This window comes from Brevibacillus sp. HB1.1, assembly GCF_013332445.1.
GTDB classification, from domain to species: Bacteria; Bacillota; Bacilli; order Brevibacillales; family Brevibacillaceae; genus Brevibacillus; species Brevibacillus porteri.
Map to the genome: position 1 here is coordinate 910,529 of NZ_JABMIV010000001.1, position 20,920 is coordinate 931,448.

Sequence of the window (20,920 nt, forward strand, 5' to 3'; positions counted from 1 at the left end):
TTATCCCTCCACTATTTGTCGCTTCCAGATACTGGTCGTATGGTTTGGTTTCTGGCTCAGATATGTCAGTGTTTTTGTTGAACGACCTGCCTCTTCACGGTAGACGTCAAATCGGTTTAACGTCGGAGGTGCAATCGACTGTCGTTTGTTCGGACGTGAGACTGCCTCCTCCCAGGATTGTAAAACGACGTTTGCGTTGGTCCCCCCATCTGCAAAACAATTCATCGCTGCTATTCTGTGCGAATCGTTCCATTCAGAAAGCTGTCGCTGAAAATAAAAAGGCGTTGACTCCATATGGAAATGGGTCATCGGCTCTTGCCCCGACAGGAACGGAACCAATTGTTGGTTTTTGAGCATCAGCACGACTTTTATCAAACTGGCAATGCCTTCTGCACATAATGGATGACCGATATTGGGCTTGATCGAGCCTAATCCGCAAGCGGCTGTATGAGATGAGCGATAGACAGACTGAATCGCTTTGAGTTCAAGTAAATCTGTCACCTCTGAACCCGAGCCATTCGCTTCTATATAGCTGATTTGTTCCGGATTCACACCAGCTTTAGTCATTGCCAACTGCATAACCTCTTTTTGGGCTTGCATATTCGGGGTGGCAGGACCTGCCGTTCGTCCATCATTGTTGACCGCTACTCCCTTGATGACGGCATGTATTTCATCACCATCTGCAAGTGCTTGCTCCACGGTCTTCAATAAAACCATTCCTACGCCTTCTCCCAATACGAGTCCGCCCGCACGTTTGTCAAAAATATGGAAGGCTGGCTCTTCGCTTAAAATCCCTCTTTGGTGGAACATCCGATGCGCTTCATCACCGCTTAACACGTTAACCCCACCTACGATAGCAGCCTCAATCTCTCCACTCCGAAGGGAATGAATCGCCATATTCATCCCGACCAGCGCCGAAGAGCATGCGGTATCGATGACCATACTCGGACCTCTAAGATCGAAGTACTGGGAAATATTTGTAGCCAAATAGTTTTGTCCTACGGTCATAATTGGGTTCTGTGTTTGATGCAGACGATCTTCACTTGGGCGATGATTACTTCTTGCCCCGATGTAGACGCCTACCGATTTTCCCTTGATGTCCTTCGGTGTGTATCCAGCCTGATGCCAGAGATGAAGACTTTCCTCCAATACCAATAAGGCTTGCGGGTCCATGGCCTTCGCATCTTCTTTTGCTATCAAGAAGAAAGAAGGATCAAAAGCAGTAATGTTGTCCAGAAGTCCTGCATGATAGGAATTTTCATAGCCCCAGCGTTCCTTGGGTACAACACCAATGGCTGAACGGCCCTCCGCTAACAAATTCCAATATTCTTCCACATTACGAGCACCCGGAAAACGGCACGAAAGCCCCACTACTGCAATGTCAGATGGATTTGCCTCCCTATATGGAGTAGCCTGACTACTCAACCTCTGGCTTTTCACAGTCTCACTCTGGACGGGCTGACTCTTCGGATCGTCGTTCCTTTCAGGAGAAGTCAGCGTCTGATCGTCAGTGATGGAAGCGCCGTGATTGCTAGACAGCCATTCTGCAAGCGTTTCTATAGTGGGATATTCATATAAAATCGTCGGGTCCAAGTCCTTGCCTAACCATTTACTGATCTCATTCATGACTTGAGCCAGTAACACTGAATCGATCCCATAGTCTGGAAACTCTTTATCTATCTCCAATCTGGCAGGATCTATTTTCAGTTCCTTCGCAAACAGGTCAATCAGTCTTGTTTGTGCTGTCTTCACAAGATCCACTACGCTTTGCGTCGGCTTGCCTGCTGTTGGACGACGAGAAGACAGGCTCGCAGCAGAAGCTTCTTGCTTTTTGTGTCGCATCAACTGATGAGGTTCCCACAGCTCTTGGTTAATGACTGCCGGGAAAACAACGGGACCCATCTTTTTCAATAGAATATGATCCAACAATCGCAGTCCTTGCTCGTCAGTGATGTGTACCAGACCTGTTTGTTGATACGCTCTGGTCGCAACGGCACCGATTCCCGTTTCCTTCCAACTCGGCCACTGAACGCTCATGATCGGGCAAGAATCTGCATGTGCCTCTGCAAAATAATCCATATAGGCATTGGCTAACGCATAATCACTCTGGCCCGCAGCCAGGGATGGAATGATTGTCGAAACAGATGAAAAGAGAACGAAGAACTGTAGAGGCTCGTCCTTGCAGTTATGGAAAATCGTATGCAGCCCAGCCACTTTCGGTTGTAATACCTGCTGAATTCCCTCCGTCGATTTCCGAATAAACGCAGGATTTTGATCATCGCTAAAACCAGCGCAATGAATCAACCCGCCAATCGGACCCATCGTCTGTTTCAAATCCTGCAAATGCTGTTGCCAAGCCTCTTCATCGGTTAAAGATACAGATAAGACTCGAACCTGCACGCCTTGCGCTTCCAAAGCTTGTATCGCCTGAATTTTCTTTGCTACAGAATTGCTTTGCTGCTGATAGGCTCCCCATTGCTCGCGTGGCGGCAGACTTTCTCGCCCTGTGAGCACCAGTTTTTTGACACCATAACGCTCTACAAAATGCTTGGCACATAAATATCCAAGCCCTCGTGTACCTCCTGTGATCAATAAAACATGGTTCTCTGGGAAAACAAGCGCTGACTCCTGACTTTCCGCTACCATCTCTTCCTGCAGATAAGCGCTATAACGCTCACCTGATCGATAGCAAACCTCTGTTTCCTGATCATCGATGAGAAACTCTGCTACAATCTGTTGCGCCAGTTCTTCTCCATCAGCCAATGGATCTAAATCCACATGGCGTGATTGCAGATGCTTATATTCACTTTGCAGCATGCGGTACAAACCAACACGTGAGGCACCTGCCAAATTGACCGAGTCATTCTGGAAAGACTCCAAGCCTTTTGTCACACCCAATAACTTCAAGCCTTCCTTATGACCATTCTCAATGAGTTGTTGCAGCCACGGAATCCAAGCCAGCGTATCGGTCTGCTGCTGATGTCCACAACCGATCAAATCTACGATGCCATCATAGTTTTTCCACTCCATCTCATCCTGATGGAATCGTGATTCGAGCTCGTTCAGCTCCATGATTTCACTCTTAGCGAAATGGTTGGACAGTTGAATCGCCAAATGCTTCGTTTCATCCGTTGTGAAAATACCTATCGTCCGATGAGCTACCTTGGTTGGCATAACTGGGCAAGCCTTCCATTGCTTTTTCACGATGCGCATGTCAGAGTCAACGGGATGTTGCTCATATGTGGATAGGGATGTTGCACCTGTAAATGACGTATATCCACCAGGCACCCAATAAGCTTCTCTGCTAAAGGGATAGGTTGGAAGACTAATCCGGCGAGGCTTTCTCTCACCATACAAGCTGCTCCAGTCCAAGTTCAGCCCTTTCACCCAAACGTCCAGCAATTTTCCGTATTTGCCTTTGTTCATCCAGGAATCAATCATTTGCGGCATATCATCATCTGCTGCAAAGATTGCCAAGGTCTCTTTATGACGTTTTACCTGTCCGTGGTACAGGTCTTCAATGTCCTTCTGTCTTCCTATGAATTGCTTTAATTTCTCTTCAACTTCCATCATTGAGCCCGCGATCACAGCCAAACGTTCTTCCATCGCTTCTCGTCCCACTTGAAGGGTATATGCCATTTCAGCTAAATTCGCATCAGACAATCCCTGTTCCGCAATGGCTCCGAGCAGTCGTTGTACCCGTTGATGAAGCTGTTCTTCATTTTTGGCCGATAAGAGAATCAAAGCAGGATTTTGCGGACTTGTCCGTACCGTAGGCTGCTCTTGCATTTTGGGAAGATATTCTTCAATCACCACATGAGCATTCGATCCTCCCGCACCAAAACTGCTCACACCAGCACGTCGTGGAACTTCCCGTCCGTCAATGACAGGGCGTTTCCACTCCGCCAGCTCTTGCTGAACAACAAACGGCGTCAAGCTGAAATCTATATTCGGATTGAGTACTTCGGCATGCAGGGATGGTGCTAATTGTCCATGCTTGAGCTGCAACAAGACCTTTGTCACCCCAGCAATGCCCGCTGCACTCTCGCAATGCCCGATGTTGGACTTCGCTGATCCAATAGCACAAAACTGTTTGTCATTTGTATACGTTTCGAAAGCCTTCGTTAAGCCCGTAATTTCAATGGGATCGCCTAAAGAGGTTCCCGTACCATGTGCTTCCAGATAGCTGATCGTCCGAGGATCGATTCCGGCTTTTTGGAAAGCACGTCCAATAACCCGAGCTTGGGCATTCGGGCTAGGTACATTGTATCCATTCGTTTTTCCTCCATGGTTAACCGCTGTTCCTTTTATCACACCATAAATTTGATCTCCATCGGCAATCGCTTTCGCCAGAGGTTTGAGCAGGACTGCTCCCACACCCTCGCCAGGTACATACCCGTCACCGCCGATACCAAAGCTTTCGCATCGTCCCTTGCTCGATGCAAATTTTCCCTGCCCAAGCATCAAGTATTTATTCGGGTGAATGGAAACATTGACTCCACCTGCAATAGCAGCCTCACATTCCCCTTGCTGTAGACTTTGGCAAGCCAAATGAATGGTTGTCAGGGAAGAGGAACACATCGTATCTACCGCCATGCTAGGTCCATGGAAGTTGCAGAAATAAGAAACCCGATTCGCAATGGAGGCTGGACTTCCTGCCAGTGCCATCGGTCTGCCGAGCATCGTTTCCTGGGCTCCGTAGAGCTGGTATTCTTCGTACATGACTCCGACATAAACCCCAACATTACCGCCTAGACCCATGCCAGGTGTTGAGCCGAGAGATTCACGAGTATACCCGGCATCCTCTAACGTTTCATAGACGCATTCCAAGAACAAGCGCTCTTGCGGGTCCATGATCTCAGCCTCTCTTGGTGTGATATTGAAAAATAACGGGTCAAATTGATCTACACCGTCCAGGAAGCCTCCCCACTTGCTGTAGGTTTTTCCTTGCTTTTTCTTATCTGTATCAAAAAACAGGCTGTGATCCCAACGCTCTTCAGGAATTTCTGTGACACAATCGTTGCCATCACGCAGGTTACGCCAGAACTCATTCATGTTTCCAGCTTTCGGATAACGACCGGAGACCCCAATAATCGCAATGTCTAAGGCGTCGTTTACTTGTTTGGTTGCTCTCGTCGTTTCTATCAATGCGTTGCCTCTGCTCCTGCGGTTGTTAATGATCGGTTTTGCCGTTGCCGCAACCATCGCTGGTGCAACGCTCGATTTTTTAACAGGGGATACCGTTGGTGCTTCTTTCTCGTCCATACCAAAGATGCTCATCATTTGCTCTCGATACGATGCCAGGAAGTATTTCGCAATTTCTTCGATGGTTTGATATTCGAAAAATAATGTTTTCGACAGCGAACCAAACGTTTTTTCTAGTTCATTGGTTAATTGCATGACCATAATCGAGTCAATTCCGTACTTTTCCAACAAGGCGTCTGCTTCGATGCGGTCAATTGGCAGCTTGATGACGGAAGAGACCAGCTTTTTGAAATAATAAATCGCTTTTTCCTTTGGCAAATGTTGACTTGTTGGTTGTATGACGGTAGAAGCTTTGACTTCTTGTTCTGTTGTCTTCGGTCTTCCCACCACTGCTGCGTGGAGGCGTTGCAGGTCTCCTTCCATTACCATCACCTGATCTTTTCGAGAAGCTACGGCTTCATAAAATGCACGAATACCCGTCGCGGTCTGCAAAGCGATCATTCCAACCCTTTGTTTCACCATCTCCGCAACTGCTTCGTCTACTTGCATCCCGCCCTCTTTCCAGAGCGGCCAGTTGATGGAGACTGTTTGACCTTGACGTTGCTTTGCCTGCACCCGTTCATTCCGATATTTCGCATAGCCATCCATAAAGGCATTCGCGCAAGCATAATCTGCCTGACCAACATTTCCTATACTTCCTGCTATCGAAGAAAAGAGGACGAAGAAATCGAGAGGCTGATCTTTACTTGCCTCATCCAAATTCGTAAGGCCGGCAACTTTTGGGGCTACCACTTGGTTCCATTCTTCTGTCGTTTTCTTGAGGATGAAGTTATCTCGAACGACACCCGCGCTATGGATAATGCCGTGAAGACCTCCGAATTCCTGTTGAATACTTTGGATGAGCTGGACGACTTCCTGTTTGTCCGTCACATCAACTTGACGATAGACAACGCTTGCCCCTGACCTTTGCAAATCATGGAGCATCGCTTGTGTATCTTCACGAAGAGGAGAACGTCCTGTGAGAATTAAGGTTGCCTGTTTCGCTTGATTTGCGATTTCCCTTGCGAAAATCAACCCTAAACCACCTGCACCACCCGTAATCAGATAGGTTCCTTGATCTCTCCATGGAATAGTGACTTCATCATGCAATAGCTTGGTTTCGCACCAGCCCAGTACATAGCGGTTACCCGCTTGATAGCGAATTCGGTCGTCCATAGGATGGCAGGCATTCTCTTGCAGCTTGTTTACGATTACTGCCGCATGTTCACCTGGGTTTATTTCCATGAATTGACCGACTACATTTGGATTCTCCTGCTGAGCTGTTTTCAGCAAGCCAGAAAGTCCGCTTACGTACGATTGCTCCGCTTCGTCGGGAACGACAACCTGTAATAACACTTTGCCAAGTATCTTTTGTTGAAAGATGCTTTGGATTTCCAAAAATACTTGGGAAGCATAGGTCTCGAACTTGTCCGCAATGCCATCCTGTTGGGATTGTAAAGGTATCAAGCGCACTTCGTTCATCTGTGCTGCTATACTTGCGAGCGACGATTCAAAGCCTTCCGCCATCATCACGATATGCTGTGCATAGGTAGGAGTCTCCGTTTCCTGAACACCTGCCTGTTCCTTCCAGCAAGGATGAACCATCAGCATCTCTTGTGCCCCTGTGGTTTCGAAGTCTTCCACTTTGCCGTCCAGCTTACGAGATGAAAATCGCTTCATTCTGACGCAAACATTTCCTTGCTCGTCACATAAATCAATATCCAGCTTCTGCACAGGATCAGAAGCGCTGCTGCCATCACTGTAGCGAATATACACCCACATCTTCGGCGTGCATGGACTGAAGATTTCCAGCTCATCCAGCGCAAATGGTAAGAGTGGCTTTAACGAATCAGGCTGGTGAGAGAAGCTCCTGTCATCTGCCTCCATAAATAAACCAATCGCCGCCTGCAAAGCAGAATCCATCATACTTGGATGCAGCACAAACTGTTCTTCTGTCCCCAAAACAGCGAAAGGCAAAGACAGCTTTGCCAACACCTGCTCCGTGCCCTTATACACTTGCTCAATTCCTTGCAGCGCCGGACCATAATGGATTCCCATTGCTTTATAACCGTCATAGCATTGGCTGCCACTCAAGATGCCAAGGCTGCACGCGGCTTGTAACGTAGCGAGATCAAGCGTTGGCGTCTCGGCAACCGCATGGAATACGGCATTTCCCTGACTGTGCACAATCTCTTCTGCTTCATTTCCTGTATGCTCACTGTAGATTCGATAGCCAATCTCTCCACTGTCTTCCAGTTGAAGACCAATGTGAACATCGACAGGCTGATCATCGACAGCAATCGGCTTGGCCCACACCATATTTTTGAGCGTCAGGCCATTCTGTCCCGCCCTCAAGGCTCCCGCTGATTGATCAATTGCCTCGCGTGCCATTTCGAGATAAGCAACACCCGGTAAGAGCTGCTGTCCATTCACAACATGATCGACCAAGAAAAATTCCTGTCCACGGAACGTAGAACTATACCGTTGTTCCAACAATTCAGACGTGTTTTTCTGGAGCAATGGGTGAAGGAAGAGTGTCCCTTCTGATGCTGCTGCAACTTCGCTCACAAATTGCGTATCCATCTGAGGAATCCAATAACGTTCTCTTGCAAACGGATACGTAGGCATGCTAATGCGACGAGGTTTCTTCTCACCGTAGAGCTTGTGCCATTCAACCACGCCTCCACTTACCCACAGATCAAGCAGCTTGGCGTATTTTCTTTTGCTTATCCAAGCATCGATTGCCTGTTTCAAATCTTCATCCGCTTCGAACACCGCAATCGTCTTTTTGTTGCCTTTCACCTGTCCACGGAATACGTCTGCGACGCCTTCCTGTCCATCTACAAATTGCGTCAGCTTTTCCTGAAGCTCTTGAATGGAGCTGGCCATCACAGCCAGGCGCTCTTCCATGGCTTCTCGTCCAATTTGAAGCGTGTAGGCAATAGCTGCTACATCCAGGTCAGAAATGGACTGATCCTTGATCGCAGCTAACAAACGCTGTGCCTGTTCGTGGAGCTGGCTTTCATTCTTCGCTGACAGGAGAATGATCGCTGGATTCGTGTGACTTACTTGGATAGCTGGACGTTGCTCATATTCTGGAATGAATTCTTCGATGACGATATGAGCATTCGAGCCACCCGCACCAAAGCTGCTCACCCCCGAGCGCCTTGGAATTTCCTGACCGTCAATAACAGGACGTTTCCATTCTGCCAGCTCATGCTGTACGACAAACGGAGTCGTGCTGAAATCAATATTCGGATTTAGCACCTCCGCATGCAAGGATGGTGCTAGTTGTCCATGTTTGAGCTGCAACAGGATTTTCGTTATCCCGGCAATTCCCGCTGCACTCTCACAATGCCCGATATTGGACTTCGCTGATCCGATTGAGCAGAATTGCTTGTCTGTCGTGTACGCTTGAAAGGCTTTTGTCAATCCTGCGATCTCAATTGGATCCCCTAAAGAAGTACCTGTGCCGTGAGCTTCCAAATAACTAATCGTCCGTGGATCAATTCCTGCCTCCTTCAAGGCACGTCCAATTACACTCGCTTGTGCATTCGGATTAGGTACGGTATAACCATTTGTTTTGCCGCCATGGTTAATGGCACTTCCTTTAATCACACCGTAAATTTGATCTCCATCGGCGATTGCTTTCGCCAGGGGTTTAAGTAGTACCGCTCCGACACCCTCACCAGGTACATAGCCGTCACCGCCAAGCCCAAAGCTTTCGCATCGTCCCTTGCTGGAAGCAAATTTCCCCTGTCCGAGCATCAAATATTTATTTGGATGAATCGAAACATTGACACCACCCGCAATCGCAACCTCGCATTCACCTCGCAGCAAGCTTTGGCAAGCAAAATGGATGCCGGTTAGAGACGAGGAACACATGGTGTCTACAGCAACGCTAGGACCATGGAAATGAAAGAAATAAGAAACCCGGTTCGCTACCGATGAGAAGCTTCCGCCAAGGGCCATCGGTCTGCCCATCATGGTTTCTTGTGCACCATACAGTTGATACTCTTCATACATGATGCCTACATAAACACCGACATTACCGCCAAGTCCGAAGCCTTGAGACGAGCCAAGAGATTCGCGAGTATAACCTGCATCCTCTAAGGTTTCATACACACACTCCAGGAATAAACGTTCCTGCGGGTCCATGATTTCTGCTTCCAGAGGCGAGATGTTGAAGAAAAGCGGATCGAATTGGTCAACACCGTCTATGAATCCGCCCCATTTGCTGTAGGTTTTCCCTCGTTTGTTCTTATCCTCATCAAAATACAGGCTGTGGTTCCAGCGCTCTTTGGGGATCTCCGTAATGCAATCCTTGCCATCGCGCAGATTGTTCCAGAACTCTTGTGTATTCCGTGCTTTCGGATAACGTCCAGAAACCCCAATGATCGCAATGTCCAAAGCTCCTTTGGCTGGTTGGGTTTCCTTCTGTGTCGTAATGAACCGCGAGCCTTTGCGACTTCTTCCGCGATGGCTGTTCCTTTGCCTTTTCGATGTGTTTTCTTCTTTTGTCACGGATACTGTTTCTTGGATAACAACGGTTTCCTGCTGTTCCGTAAGACCCAAGATTTCCATGAATTTGTCTCGATAGGTGTCCAAGAAATATCCAATCAATTCTTGAATCGTTTGATATTCAAAAAATAACGTTTTCGGCAGCGAGCCAAAGCTTTTCTCTAATTGGTTGGTTAATTTCATGGATAGAATCGAATCAATTCCGTATGTCTCCATCGCGACATCTTCTTCGATTCGATTCACAGGCAGTTGCAGAACCTCGGCAAATTCCTTTTTAACAAAATGAGTCGCTTTCTCTTTAAGGACATTTGGTTCCACAGTGGTGATCGTTTGTTTTTCATTTGGCTCTACCTTCGTTGGTGTGATCGATACCACTGGCTGCATCTGTTTGATCAGCATCTCTTCAAATTCTTCAAGTAAATAGGATGCAAGCTGTTGTAGCGTCGGACTCTCTACGAATACAGTCGGAATCAGCCCAATGTGGTAGTGCTGATTAAGCTTGTTGGCGAATTCAGTCAGTAGTACCTGATTAAATCCGAGTTCAGACAGCTCCACTTTGACATCGATATCTATGGGTTGAACCTGAAGCAGCTCCGACACGATGTGCATCAAAGCAAGTTCCACTTTTTGCAACAGACTGCTGGTATCCACCGTGACCAACGCTTCGGATCGGACAAGAGCATGCTTCGATTGAGAACTGCTGACTGGTGTTTGCAAAAGCAGTGTTTGCCTGAGCTTAGCCAGATCACCTTCCATCACCATGACCTGAGCTTTTCCGGAGGCTAAGCCTTGGTACATCGCTGCAATACCCGTCGAAGTCTGCATAGCAACTACTCCCATGCTTTGCTTCAACATGTCACCAGCCTCTACGTCTGCCTGCATTCCGCCCTCTTTCCACAATGGCCAATTCATGGACAATGTCTGTCCGTGACGTTGCTGTAATGCAACCAATCCATTGCGATAGTGCGCGAATCTGTCCATAAAGGCGTTGGCGCAAGCATAGTCAGCTTGTCCGATATTTCCCAAGCTGCCTGCCACCGAGGAAAACAGCACCAGAAAATCCAGATCTACATCTTTGCTGGCTTCATCCAGATTGATGAGACCCGTAACCTTCGGACCCAGAACCGATTGGACTTCCTCCCTGTTTTTCTTGAGGATATAGCTGTCACGAAGCACGCCAGCACTATGAATAATGCCATGAAGTCGCCCATAGTCCTGTAGAATCGTGCGGATCAATTCTGCCATTTCCTGTTTCTGCGTCACATCAACTTGGCGGTATTCAACTCTTGCTCCCGATCTTCTCCATGTCTGGAGTTTCCCTTGCTTCTCTTCATCCAATGGGGAACGTCCAGTCAGAATCAGGTTCGCATGTTGGACCTTTTGTACAATTTCGTTGGCAAAAAGATAACCCAGTCCGCCTGCCCCGCCAGTGATGAGATAAACCCCACCGTCTTTCCACGGAATACTCGCCTCTTGTGGAGCATCCAGTTCTACCCACTCTGATACATATCTCTTTCCAGATTGATATCGAATCTGAACATCCAATGGGCGGCGTACATTCTCCTTTATTTTTTCAGCAATCTCGAATTCGCTGTCGCCCGATTCTACCTCCATTACCTGTCCAATCAAGTTGGGATTCTCCAATTTTGCCGTTTTCAGCAACCCAGAGAACGCAGTGAAAAACGGCTGTTCTGCTCGCAAAGGAACGACAAGCTGAACCAATACCTTGCCGCGTACTTTTTGCTTGAAAATCTCTTGAATTTCCTCAAATACCTGCGTCGTATAATCAATAAAACGCTCGGCAATGCCTTTTTGTGAGGATCGCAAAGGAATGCAACGGACTCCATTCAAGTAGGTTTGGAGATTGTTCCAAGAAACGCGATCCGGTTCAACCATCATCACGACTCGCTGTGTATAATCAGGGGCTTCAGCGTTGCTCACAACTGCTTGTTCCTTCCACTCAGGATGAACCAGCAGGGTTCCGAGTCTCCCATTGGAATCCAGCGTCTCTACTTCGCCTTCCAGTACTCGTGCCGAGAAGCCCTGCATACGCACGCAAACCGTTCCTTGGTCGTCACACAAATCAATATCTACTTTCTGAACCTTGTCTCCCGTCCTACTGCCGTCAGCCTGTCGAATCCATACCCACATCCGGGAGGTAGTCTGGCTAAAAATGCTCAGCTTCTCCAGTGCAAAAGGCAGGAGTGGCTTCAGAATCGCTGTATCGCCTGTGCCAAGTAATAATCCGATAGAGGATTGTAAGGCCGAATCCAGCATGCTCGGATGCAAAACGTATTCTCCTTGCGTCTCGGCAACCTTGGAAGGCATGACTAACTTGGCCAATACTTGTCCTTCTCCCACGTACACTTGCTCAATTCCTTGATGGGCTGGTCCATAGACAAGTCCCATTGTTTGAAAGGCTTCATAACACTCACTTGCATGAAGCGTGCGATAGCTGCATTGGGCTTTGATCCCATCGAGATTATGCGTGGGTGCAGCAGTGATTGCTGCAAACACCATACTTCCTTGGCTGTGTATTACCGATTCAGCCTGTTCTCTCTGCGGTTCGCTGTATATTTCATAACGAAGGTCTCCGTTATCCTCAGGATAAATGCCGATGTGCACCTGAACAGGCTTGTCTTCCACCACAATTGGTTGCGCCCAACCTACATTTTTAAGCTCTATCGTGAATTGCTCTTCTTCCAGCACTCCCGCTGCTAGATCCGCAGCAGCTCGAGCCATCTCAAGATAAGCAACCCCAGGCAGGATCTTCTTACCTTTTACAACATGATCCGATAAAAAGAATTCCTGACCATCAAACGTAGAGCTGAATCTTTGCTCACTGAGATCCGAGGTATTTTGATGCAGCAAAGGATGTAAGGAAGCAGTTAGACCAAGCGTACCTTGAGTGATAGTTGACGGTTGTTTCTTTGGTTCTGGCAGCCAGTAATGCTCTCTGGCAAAAGGATACGCTGGCAAGCTAATCCGACGAGGCTTTTCATCGTCATAAAGTTTATTCCAATCAAAATGCAAACCCTTCACCCAGAAATCGAGAAGCTTCGAGAATTTTTTGCGTTGCATCCATTTTTCAATCGCTTCTTGCAATTCCTCATCGCCTGCGAAGATGTCTGCTGTTTCTTTGCCTCGTTTTACCTGACCGCGATAGAGGTCCGTAATACTGTTATCACCTGCAAGAAAGCTACGCAACTTCTCTACCAATTCTGTAAGCGAGCTCGTCATCAGGGCCAGGCGTTCTTCCATTGCCTCACGTCCTACTTGGAGCGTATACGCAATATCAGCCAGATCCACATCTGTAAAGGATTGCTCCTCAATCGACGCTAACAGTCTTTGAGCCTGTTCGACGAGACGCTCCTTATTCTTTGCCGACAGGACGATGATCGCCGGATTTTGCGGACTGATCGTAATCGAAGGCCGTTCCTTGACCTGAGAAATATATTCCTCAATCACGACGTGTGCATTGGACCCTCCTGCACCAAAAGAAGAAATCCCGGCAATTCTCGGGAATTCTCTCCTTTCTCCATCCACTTCCATGATCGGTCGTTTCCATTCAGCCAAGTCCTGCTGAACGACAAAAGGCGTTTTCGAAAAAGGAATATTCGGATTCAACTCTTGCGCATGCAGGCTTGGGACCAGCTGTTGATGCTTCATTTGCAGCAAAATTTTTGCCACTCCTGCTATTCCAGCCGCCGCTTCCAAGTGACCAATATTGGATTTAACGGAACCAATCGCACAATATCCCGTATCCTGCGTATCCTTGCGGAAGGCCTGAATGAGACCCGTAATTTCAATTGGATCACCTAGCTCCGTGCCTGTTCCGTGCGCTTCTATATAGCTTACGGTTTTGGCATGAACGCCTGCCTTATCCAACGCCTGGCGAATCAGCTCTCCTTGAGCAGTTGGATTCGGTACGGTATAGCCATTGGTTTTTCCACCGTGATTCACACTGGTTCCACGAATCAATCCATAGATATGGTCGCCATCTGCCATTGCTTTTGACAGTGGTTTGAGCAGTACTGTACCTACGCCTTCTCCCGGTACAAAACCGTTTCCGCCTTGCCCAAAGCTTTTGCATTGTCCATCTACGGAAAGCATATGCAGCGCTGACAAAAAGACATAGCTGGAAGGATGCAGATATAGGTTGACTCCGCCAGCAATCGCTAGCTCACAATCCCCGTTATACAGATGCTCGCACGCTTCATGAATCGCTGTGAGCGAAGCAGAGCACATCGTATCAATCGGCATACTCGGACCTTGGAGGTTGAGGAAATAGGAAACACGATTCGTCAGTGAGCTAAACGATGTGTGCGGGTAAATCAATTCACCCTGCTTCCATAAATCAGGTCCATACAAGCTGTACCCTGTTTTTGTGATCCCTCCAAACACTCCGACTCGTCGATTGTACTTTTCTGCAAGCAGTTGTCTCGTATAACCTGCGTCCTCCAGCACTTCCCAGCACGACTCCATAAACAACCGTTCCTGCGGATCGAAATGCATCGCTTCCCACGGGGACATATTGAAAAAGAGAGGGTCAAAGTCAGCGAATCCGTCTACAAAGCCGCCCCATTTTCCGTAGCTTTTTCCTTCTGCCACAGCTTTGTCTGGGTCAGGTTCGAAAAAGCCATCCAATGACCAACGTTCCTCTGGAATTTTCGTAATGCAATCCTTTCCGGATTTCAGATTCTCCCAATACTCGTTCAACGATCGCGCTTTTGGATAACGTCCGCTCATGCCGATAATAGCAATCGGCTCCCGCGCTATCTGATTTCCTGATTGCACGGCTACACTGCCAGTCGGTTCATGGTTGGCTGTATCACGTTCGTTATGCGCCCGTGGTGTTGGAGTTCCATGATTGACCGCACCCTGACGATCAAGCCCCGTCCACTTCATGCATTCCTGATGATGATCAGCGACGAGATAATCTGCAAGGGTGTTAAGAGTCTGATATTCATACAGGATCGTCTTGGACAATTCGCTAAAGACATCACCTAGCTTTTTATTCAGCTGGATCACCATAATCGAATCGATTCCGTATGTTTCGAACGGTTCGTCGACAGCGATTTTACCTGCCCCAAGCCTCGTCTCTTGACCGAACATCACTTTTAGCTGATAAAGCGTTTTATCTTTTAACACGCCTGCATCGACCGATAGCTTCGCATCCTGCATCGGTGTCGAATCGAGCTGCGACACGACAGGATTACCTAGCAAGTGTTCCTTGAGTGTTGGCAAATTGCCTTCGATAACCAACATCTGCACAGAGCCAGAAGCCACCCCTTGATACAGTGCCTGAATGCCGCTTGCAGTCGGCATCGCTACCATGCCTCTTGCCTCCATGATCTTCTCTGTCGCTTCATCCACACGCATACCGCCATCTTTCCACAACGGCCAATTGATAGAGAGTGTTTGGCCCTGTCGTTCACCTGCTTTCATCAATCCACGACGATACTTGGCGTATTGATCCATAAAGGCATTGGCAGCAGCATAATCGGCTTGCCCCGCATTCCCGAAGCACCCCACCCCAGAGGAGAAGAGAATAAAGAAATCGAGCGCCATATCCTTGCTTGCCTCATCGAGATGCACAAGTCCAGAAACTTTTGGCGCCAACACTTGTTCCAGTTCATCCGTTGTTTTTCTAATGATGAAACTGTCACGAATGACTCCCGCACCATGAATGATGCCAGTGAGGCTACCAAACTCTTGCTTGATAGATTGGAACAAGTCTTCTACCGCCTGCTTTTGTGTGATATCAGCCTGACGATATTGAATATTGGCTCCTAGTGCTTTCCATTCCTTGCATTTGGCTTTCTTATCTTCATCCAAGGAAGAGCGACCCGTGATAATCACAGTCGCTCCCTTCGTTCGCTCGGCGATTTCCTTGGCAATAATCAAGCCTAATCCGCCTGCACCGCCCGTAATCAGATAAACCCCATCTTCTTTCCATACATGCTCCGCTTGCCCAGAAGATTTCATTTCTGTCCAGCCGCTCACCCAGCGCTTGCCATCCTGATAACGAATGTGCTTACTTTTCTCATCATTGCTGTTTTGTTTCAGCTTCTGGACCAAATCTGCTGGATTGACCTCTGCCATCACTTCAATAAGCTGTCCAATCAGCTTTGGATTCTCCAATTGAGCCGTTTTCAGCAAACCAGAGAGAGCGGAGAAGCATTGCTGTTCCTCTTTGTCAGGTACAACAAGCTGAACTAGAACTTTTCCCTTTGGTTTATTGGCAAGGATTCGCTGGATTTCCGTGAATACCTGAACGGTGTAGGCATGGAACCGTTCTGCGATACTTTCCTGCTGTGCTTGTGGTTGTAAGACCAGGCAGTGCACTCCGTTCATTTCGGATTCGATACGCTCTCTGAATTCCTCTGCCCATTCACAAAGGATCACGAGATGCTCTGCAAAAGCAGGCGAACCAGCTTTTTGGCTGATCTCCTGTTCGTTCCAGCATGTTTGGAGAAGCAGCGTTTCTGGCGTTGGAGTTGCTGAAGAGATTGGCGAAATCTGTACAGAAGCCGATCCCGACTCCGTGCGCACATTCATGTTCGTTTTCGTATCCATCTCGGGAACCCCATAGGACTCCTCCGCAAAAGGATAGGTAGGAAGACTGATGCGACGAGGTTTTGCGTCTTTATACAGGACTTCCCACTCGATATCCAGACCCTTGCTCCACAATTCGGCTGCTTTTTCTCCTTTGCCTTCTGCAAACAGCTTGGAAATCAACTCACGATTCGTCTCATTCTTTTTCAATAGGGAGACTTCATGGTTTGCTTGTTTTACGTTTCCGCTAAAGCTACCTGCAGCTTGTTCCTCTCCACTCAAAAAGTCATCCAGCTTTTGAATGAGTTCCCCTGTATTTTTGACAATAAAAATAGCCCTGCTCTCCATCGCTTCTCTTCCCATTTGGAGAGTATAGGCCAAATCTGCAATATGGACTTGTTCATGATTCCCGCTAAGGAAATCAATGAGTTGCTGGGCATACGCAAGTACTCGATCATCGTTTTTGGCGGATAACGGCACGAAATAAACGTGCTGGTTGTTATCATCGCTTACGCTGACACGCTTAGTTTCTGTCCCATTCTTCCATTGTTCAAAAATCGCATGAGCATTCGTCCCGCCAAGTCCAAATGAACTTAACGCCGCTCTATGGGGAACAGGCGCATCCTCCCATTTTTTGAGCGTATCAACTACATAAAAAGGTGATTGATTCAAATTGATATTCGGATTCGGCTTTTCATAGTTTAGTGATGGAGGAATTTCATTATGGTATAAGCTTAATGCTACTTTAATGCAACCCGCTAACCCTGCGGCTGTATCGAGATGTCCAATATTGGTCTTCACCGATCCAAGTCCGCAGTACTGTTTATTGGATGTGTATTTTGTATACACTTCATTGAGCGCCGCAAATTCTATCGGGTCTCCTAAATAAGTGCCCGTTCCATGCGCTTCGATATAGCTAACTGTTTCAGGATGAACCTTGGTGTCGTCTAATACTTGCTGAATCACCTCAGCCTGACCTTTTATACTTGGCGCATAAAATCCGACTTTATCTGCCCCATCATTGTTGATGCGAATTCCTCTCATGAGGGCGTAAATATGATCGCCGTCCTTGATCGCATCGGAAGCTTTTTTGAGGACAATCACGCCGACTCCTTCTCCACCGATCATGCCATCTGCTGACGCGTCGAACGTCTTGCAGTGACCATCACTGGAAAAGTTCAATCCAGCTTGATAGACATACCCTGTATAAGTCGTAGGGAAAATCGTCGCGCCCCCTACCAAAGCCACCTTTGATTCTCCCGCTTGCAGGCTGCGATAAGCCAGATGCAAACCAACCAGCGAGGAAGAGCAATTGGAATGGACGGCAAAGCTCGGTCCCTTCAGCCCCATTTTATGAGAAATCATCGTCGGTATGGTTCCACCTTGCGCCAAAACCCACGAGACATATTCATTCGGGTCCTTCATGACATTCGGTGATTCCTTGGTGAAATGCGGCAAGAGTGCTTGATAATAGCTATTGCTCGCCGACATAAAAACACCCGTCTGCGGAACCTGTTTCGGTGTATACCCTGCATCCTCCAATGCTTTCCATGAATGGGTCAATAACAGTCGAAACTGCGGGTCCATAAATTCTGCGTCTCTAGCTGAAAGGTGAAAGAATCCTGGATCGAAGTGATCCTTTCCTTCGATGGTGGACTGCACCGGAATAAAGTTCGGGTTCTGTAAGTATTCATCAGGCAGGTGTAATTGATCGATTTCCTCATCAGAGAAGAAACGTACACTTTCTACGCCGTTCCGTAAATTCTCCCAAAACTCTCTATGATTTTTCGCTCCCGGGAAGTGGCAAGAGATTCCAATAATCGCGATGCTATCTTCATAGTATTCAGGATAAGTCTCCTCCACTTGTCCTTCGCTATTCGCCGTTGCCTGGTTCGGATTGACAAAATCAGCTTGCTCATCCGATTCATTCTCTTTCCTTGTTGCGATATATTCGCTAATTTCTCTAATATTGACGTACTTAAACAACGTGGTCACATTTAGATCGCACTGAAACTCTTCCGTCATTTTGGCTACAACCATGGTAGCGAGAATCGAGTCTCCACCCACATCGAAAAAGCCATCTTCTGTACTGATCCCCTCTACATTCAGGACATCCTGCCAAATTTTCAAAGTCCTTTGCTCAATATCAGATTGTGGCAGACTCTGCTTCTTCGCCTGTGTTACCACAAGCTTTTGATTTAGCAGCTCTGGGCGATCCACTTTTCCATTAGCGGTTAACGGGATTTTATCCATAGAAACAAAAAATGCCGGGAGCATATACTCTGGCAAATTCATTCTCAAATAATCCCGTAATTTTGAGGGCTCAAGCCGTTCATGGTTTGCACCTGCTTTCGGAACATAATAAGCAACCAACCGTTTATGATCTCCCTCTTCTTTCACCAACACCACAACGCTTTGAATCTGTGGATGAGCCATTAGTTGGCTCTCGATCTCACCCAATTCAATTCGAAAACCACGAATTTTTACTTGATGATCGATTCGGCCTAAATACTCAATCGTTCCATCAGGGAGCCAACGTGTTAAATCCCCTGTTTTGTACAACTTGGTTCCCGGTGTAAACGGGTTATCCACAAACTTCTCTGCGGTAAGCTCTGGGCGATTCAAATAGCCGCGAGCCAAGCCTTTTCCTGCAATACAAAGCTCCCCTGGAACACCAACTGGGACGGGATTCATATGGCGATCAACGATGTAGAGTTGTGTATTTGCGACAGGTCTACCAATCGGTGTATTGTTGCTAACCAGTTCATGTTCAGAGCAGGAGAACCATGCCGCATAAATAGAGGCTTCTGTTGGTCCGTAAATGTTTTCAATCTTCGCCTTTTGAAAAGTAGCAACCGTCTTTTTCACCAACTCTTTTGGAAAGGCTTCTCCTGCAACCATTACATATTTGAGCGGACAATGCTGCAGGAATGGCTGATTCTCTCCAACGCCGTTCACGAAGACATTCAGCATCGCCGGAACAAAATTGACATGAGTCACACGATGCTTCACGATAGATTCGGCTACCATTTCTGGAGACTTCTCCCCATGTGGCGGAAGAATAACCAGACGTCCTCTACCAATGAACCAGCCAAACAGCTCGGACAAAGAAACATCAAACACATAGTTGGTTTTGAGCAGATAAACGTCGTTCTCCATAACGGGATAACGGGATTCAAGGAAAAAGAGGGTATTGATGATACTTTCATGACTCACCATGACCCCTTTGGGTTTCCCTGTGCTTCCAGATGTATAAATCACATAGGCTAGATTGGTTGGGTTTACTACCCGGTTGAGTGTTTTTTGTCGCTGGGCTGTCTGCTCAACCTCTTCCCAATCCCTGTCTAACACGATGCATTTCGCATTTCCTCCTGCCGCTGACGATACCTTGTCCAAAAGGCGTGCTTGGGTAAGCACCAAACGGCTCTTACTGTCTTCCACCATGTATGCCAACCGCTCTGTGGAATAGGTTGGGTCCAATGGAACAAAAGCTGCGCCCGCTTTCAGAATACCTAAAATGCCGATGACCATTTCCAAAGAGCGTTCGACACAAATCCCCACTGTAGCTTCAGGACCTGCTCCCTCGGCTTGCAAATAGATAGCCAGCGTGGTAATTTGTTCATCCAGTTCACGATAGGTCAACGATTGATTGTCATAAACAACAGCCGCAGCATCTGGTGTTTGCTTGACTCGCTTCTCGAACAAATCATGGATGCATAAAGCCTGTGGGAATGCCGCTTCAGTCGCATTCCACTCAACGAGCAGCATGTTTCGTTCTTCAACAGAAATAAGTCGTATCTCATCCAAAGCGATGTCAGGATTTTGGATGACTTCGTTTGCGATATTGTGATAATGCTCTGCCATCCGCTGTATCGTTGCTTGGTCAAAGACATGTGGATTGTATTTCAGATTCAATACAAACTCGGCTTCCTGCTCAAACACCTCTAACTCAAATTCATACTCACCCTCTTGATGAACACCCTCCATCAATTCGATGGCAAGCTTGTATTGACATTCATCATAAAATCGCTGCAAGTTTTGCGATTGTAGAAAATTTTGGTACGTAAAGATGATATCGAATACGGGTGAATTCCCGTGAAGTCGAGGTATATTTGCCTCTCGAACCATCGCTGGAAAAGGATAGACAGCGTGATCCATCCCGTCAATCAGCGTAAGCTGCAATTCCCGAATGAACTGGGAGAAAGACTTTTCCCCCGTTACCTGACTGCGAATGGGGATAATATTGACAAAATAACCGATCAGAGAATCGAATCTTTCTTCTGGACGTCCCATCGTTGGCATGCCGACAATCACATCTGTTTGACCTGTATAGCGATACAATAAGGCTTTAAAAATCCCTAACAAGAGAACAGATGCGTTCATGCGGTAATGCTTAGAGAGCTTCTTCACCTGCTGACTCAACTCTCGTGAAAATACGTGCGTAAAAACCTGCCCCTCAAAGCTTGGTGCAGAAGAACGTGGCCGATCGGCAGGAAGCTCCAGTTGTGGAAGCGTCCCGGACAATTGCTCCAGCCAGTAAGAACGATGTTCCCTACCTTCCCCGCTCGCCATCATGTCCTGTTCCCACTTTACGAAG

1 protein-coding gene (only partly in view) is annotated in these 20,920 nt (G+C 47.4%); it reads right to left on the bottom strand.

Going from position 1 to position 20,920, the window contains the following annotated elements:
• Positions 1–20,920: the 3' portion of a non-ribosomal peptide synthetase gene (locus HPY27_RS04385; protein WP_174224417.1), read on the bottom strand. The gene runs 602 nt beyond the window's last position; only the last 20,920 of its 21,522 coding nucleotides appear in the window; the start codon falls outside the window, past its right edge; it ends in the stop codon at positions 1–3.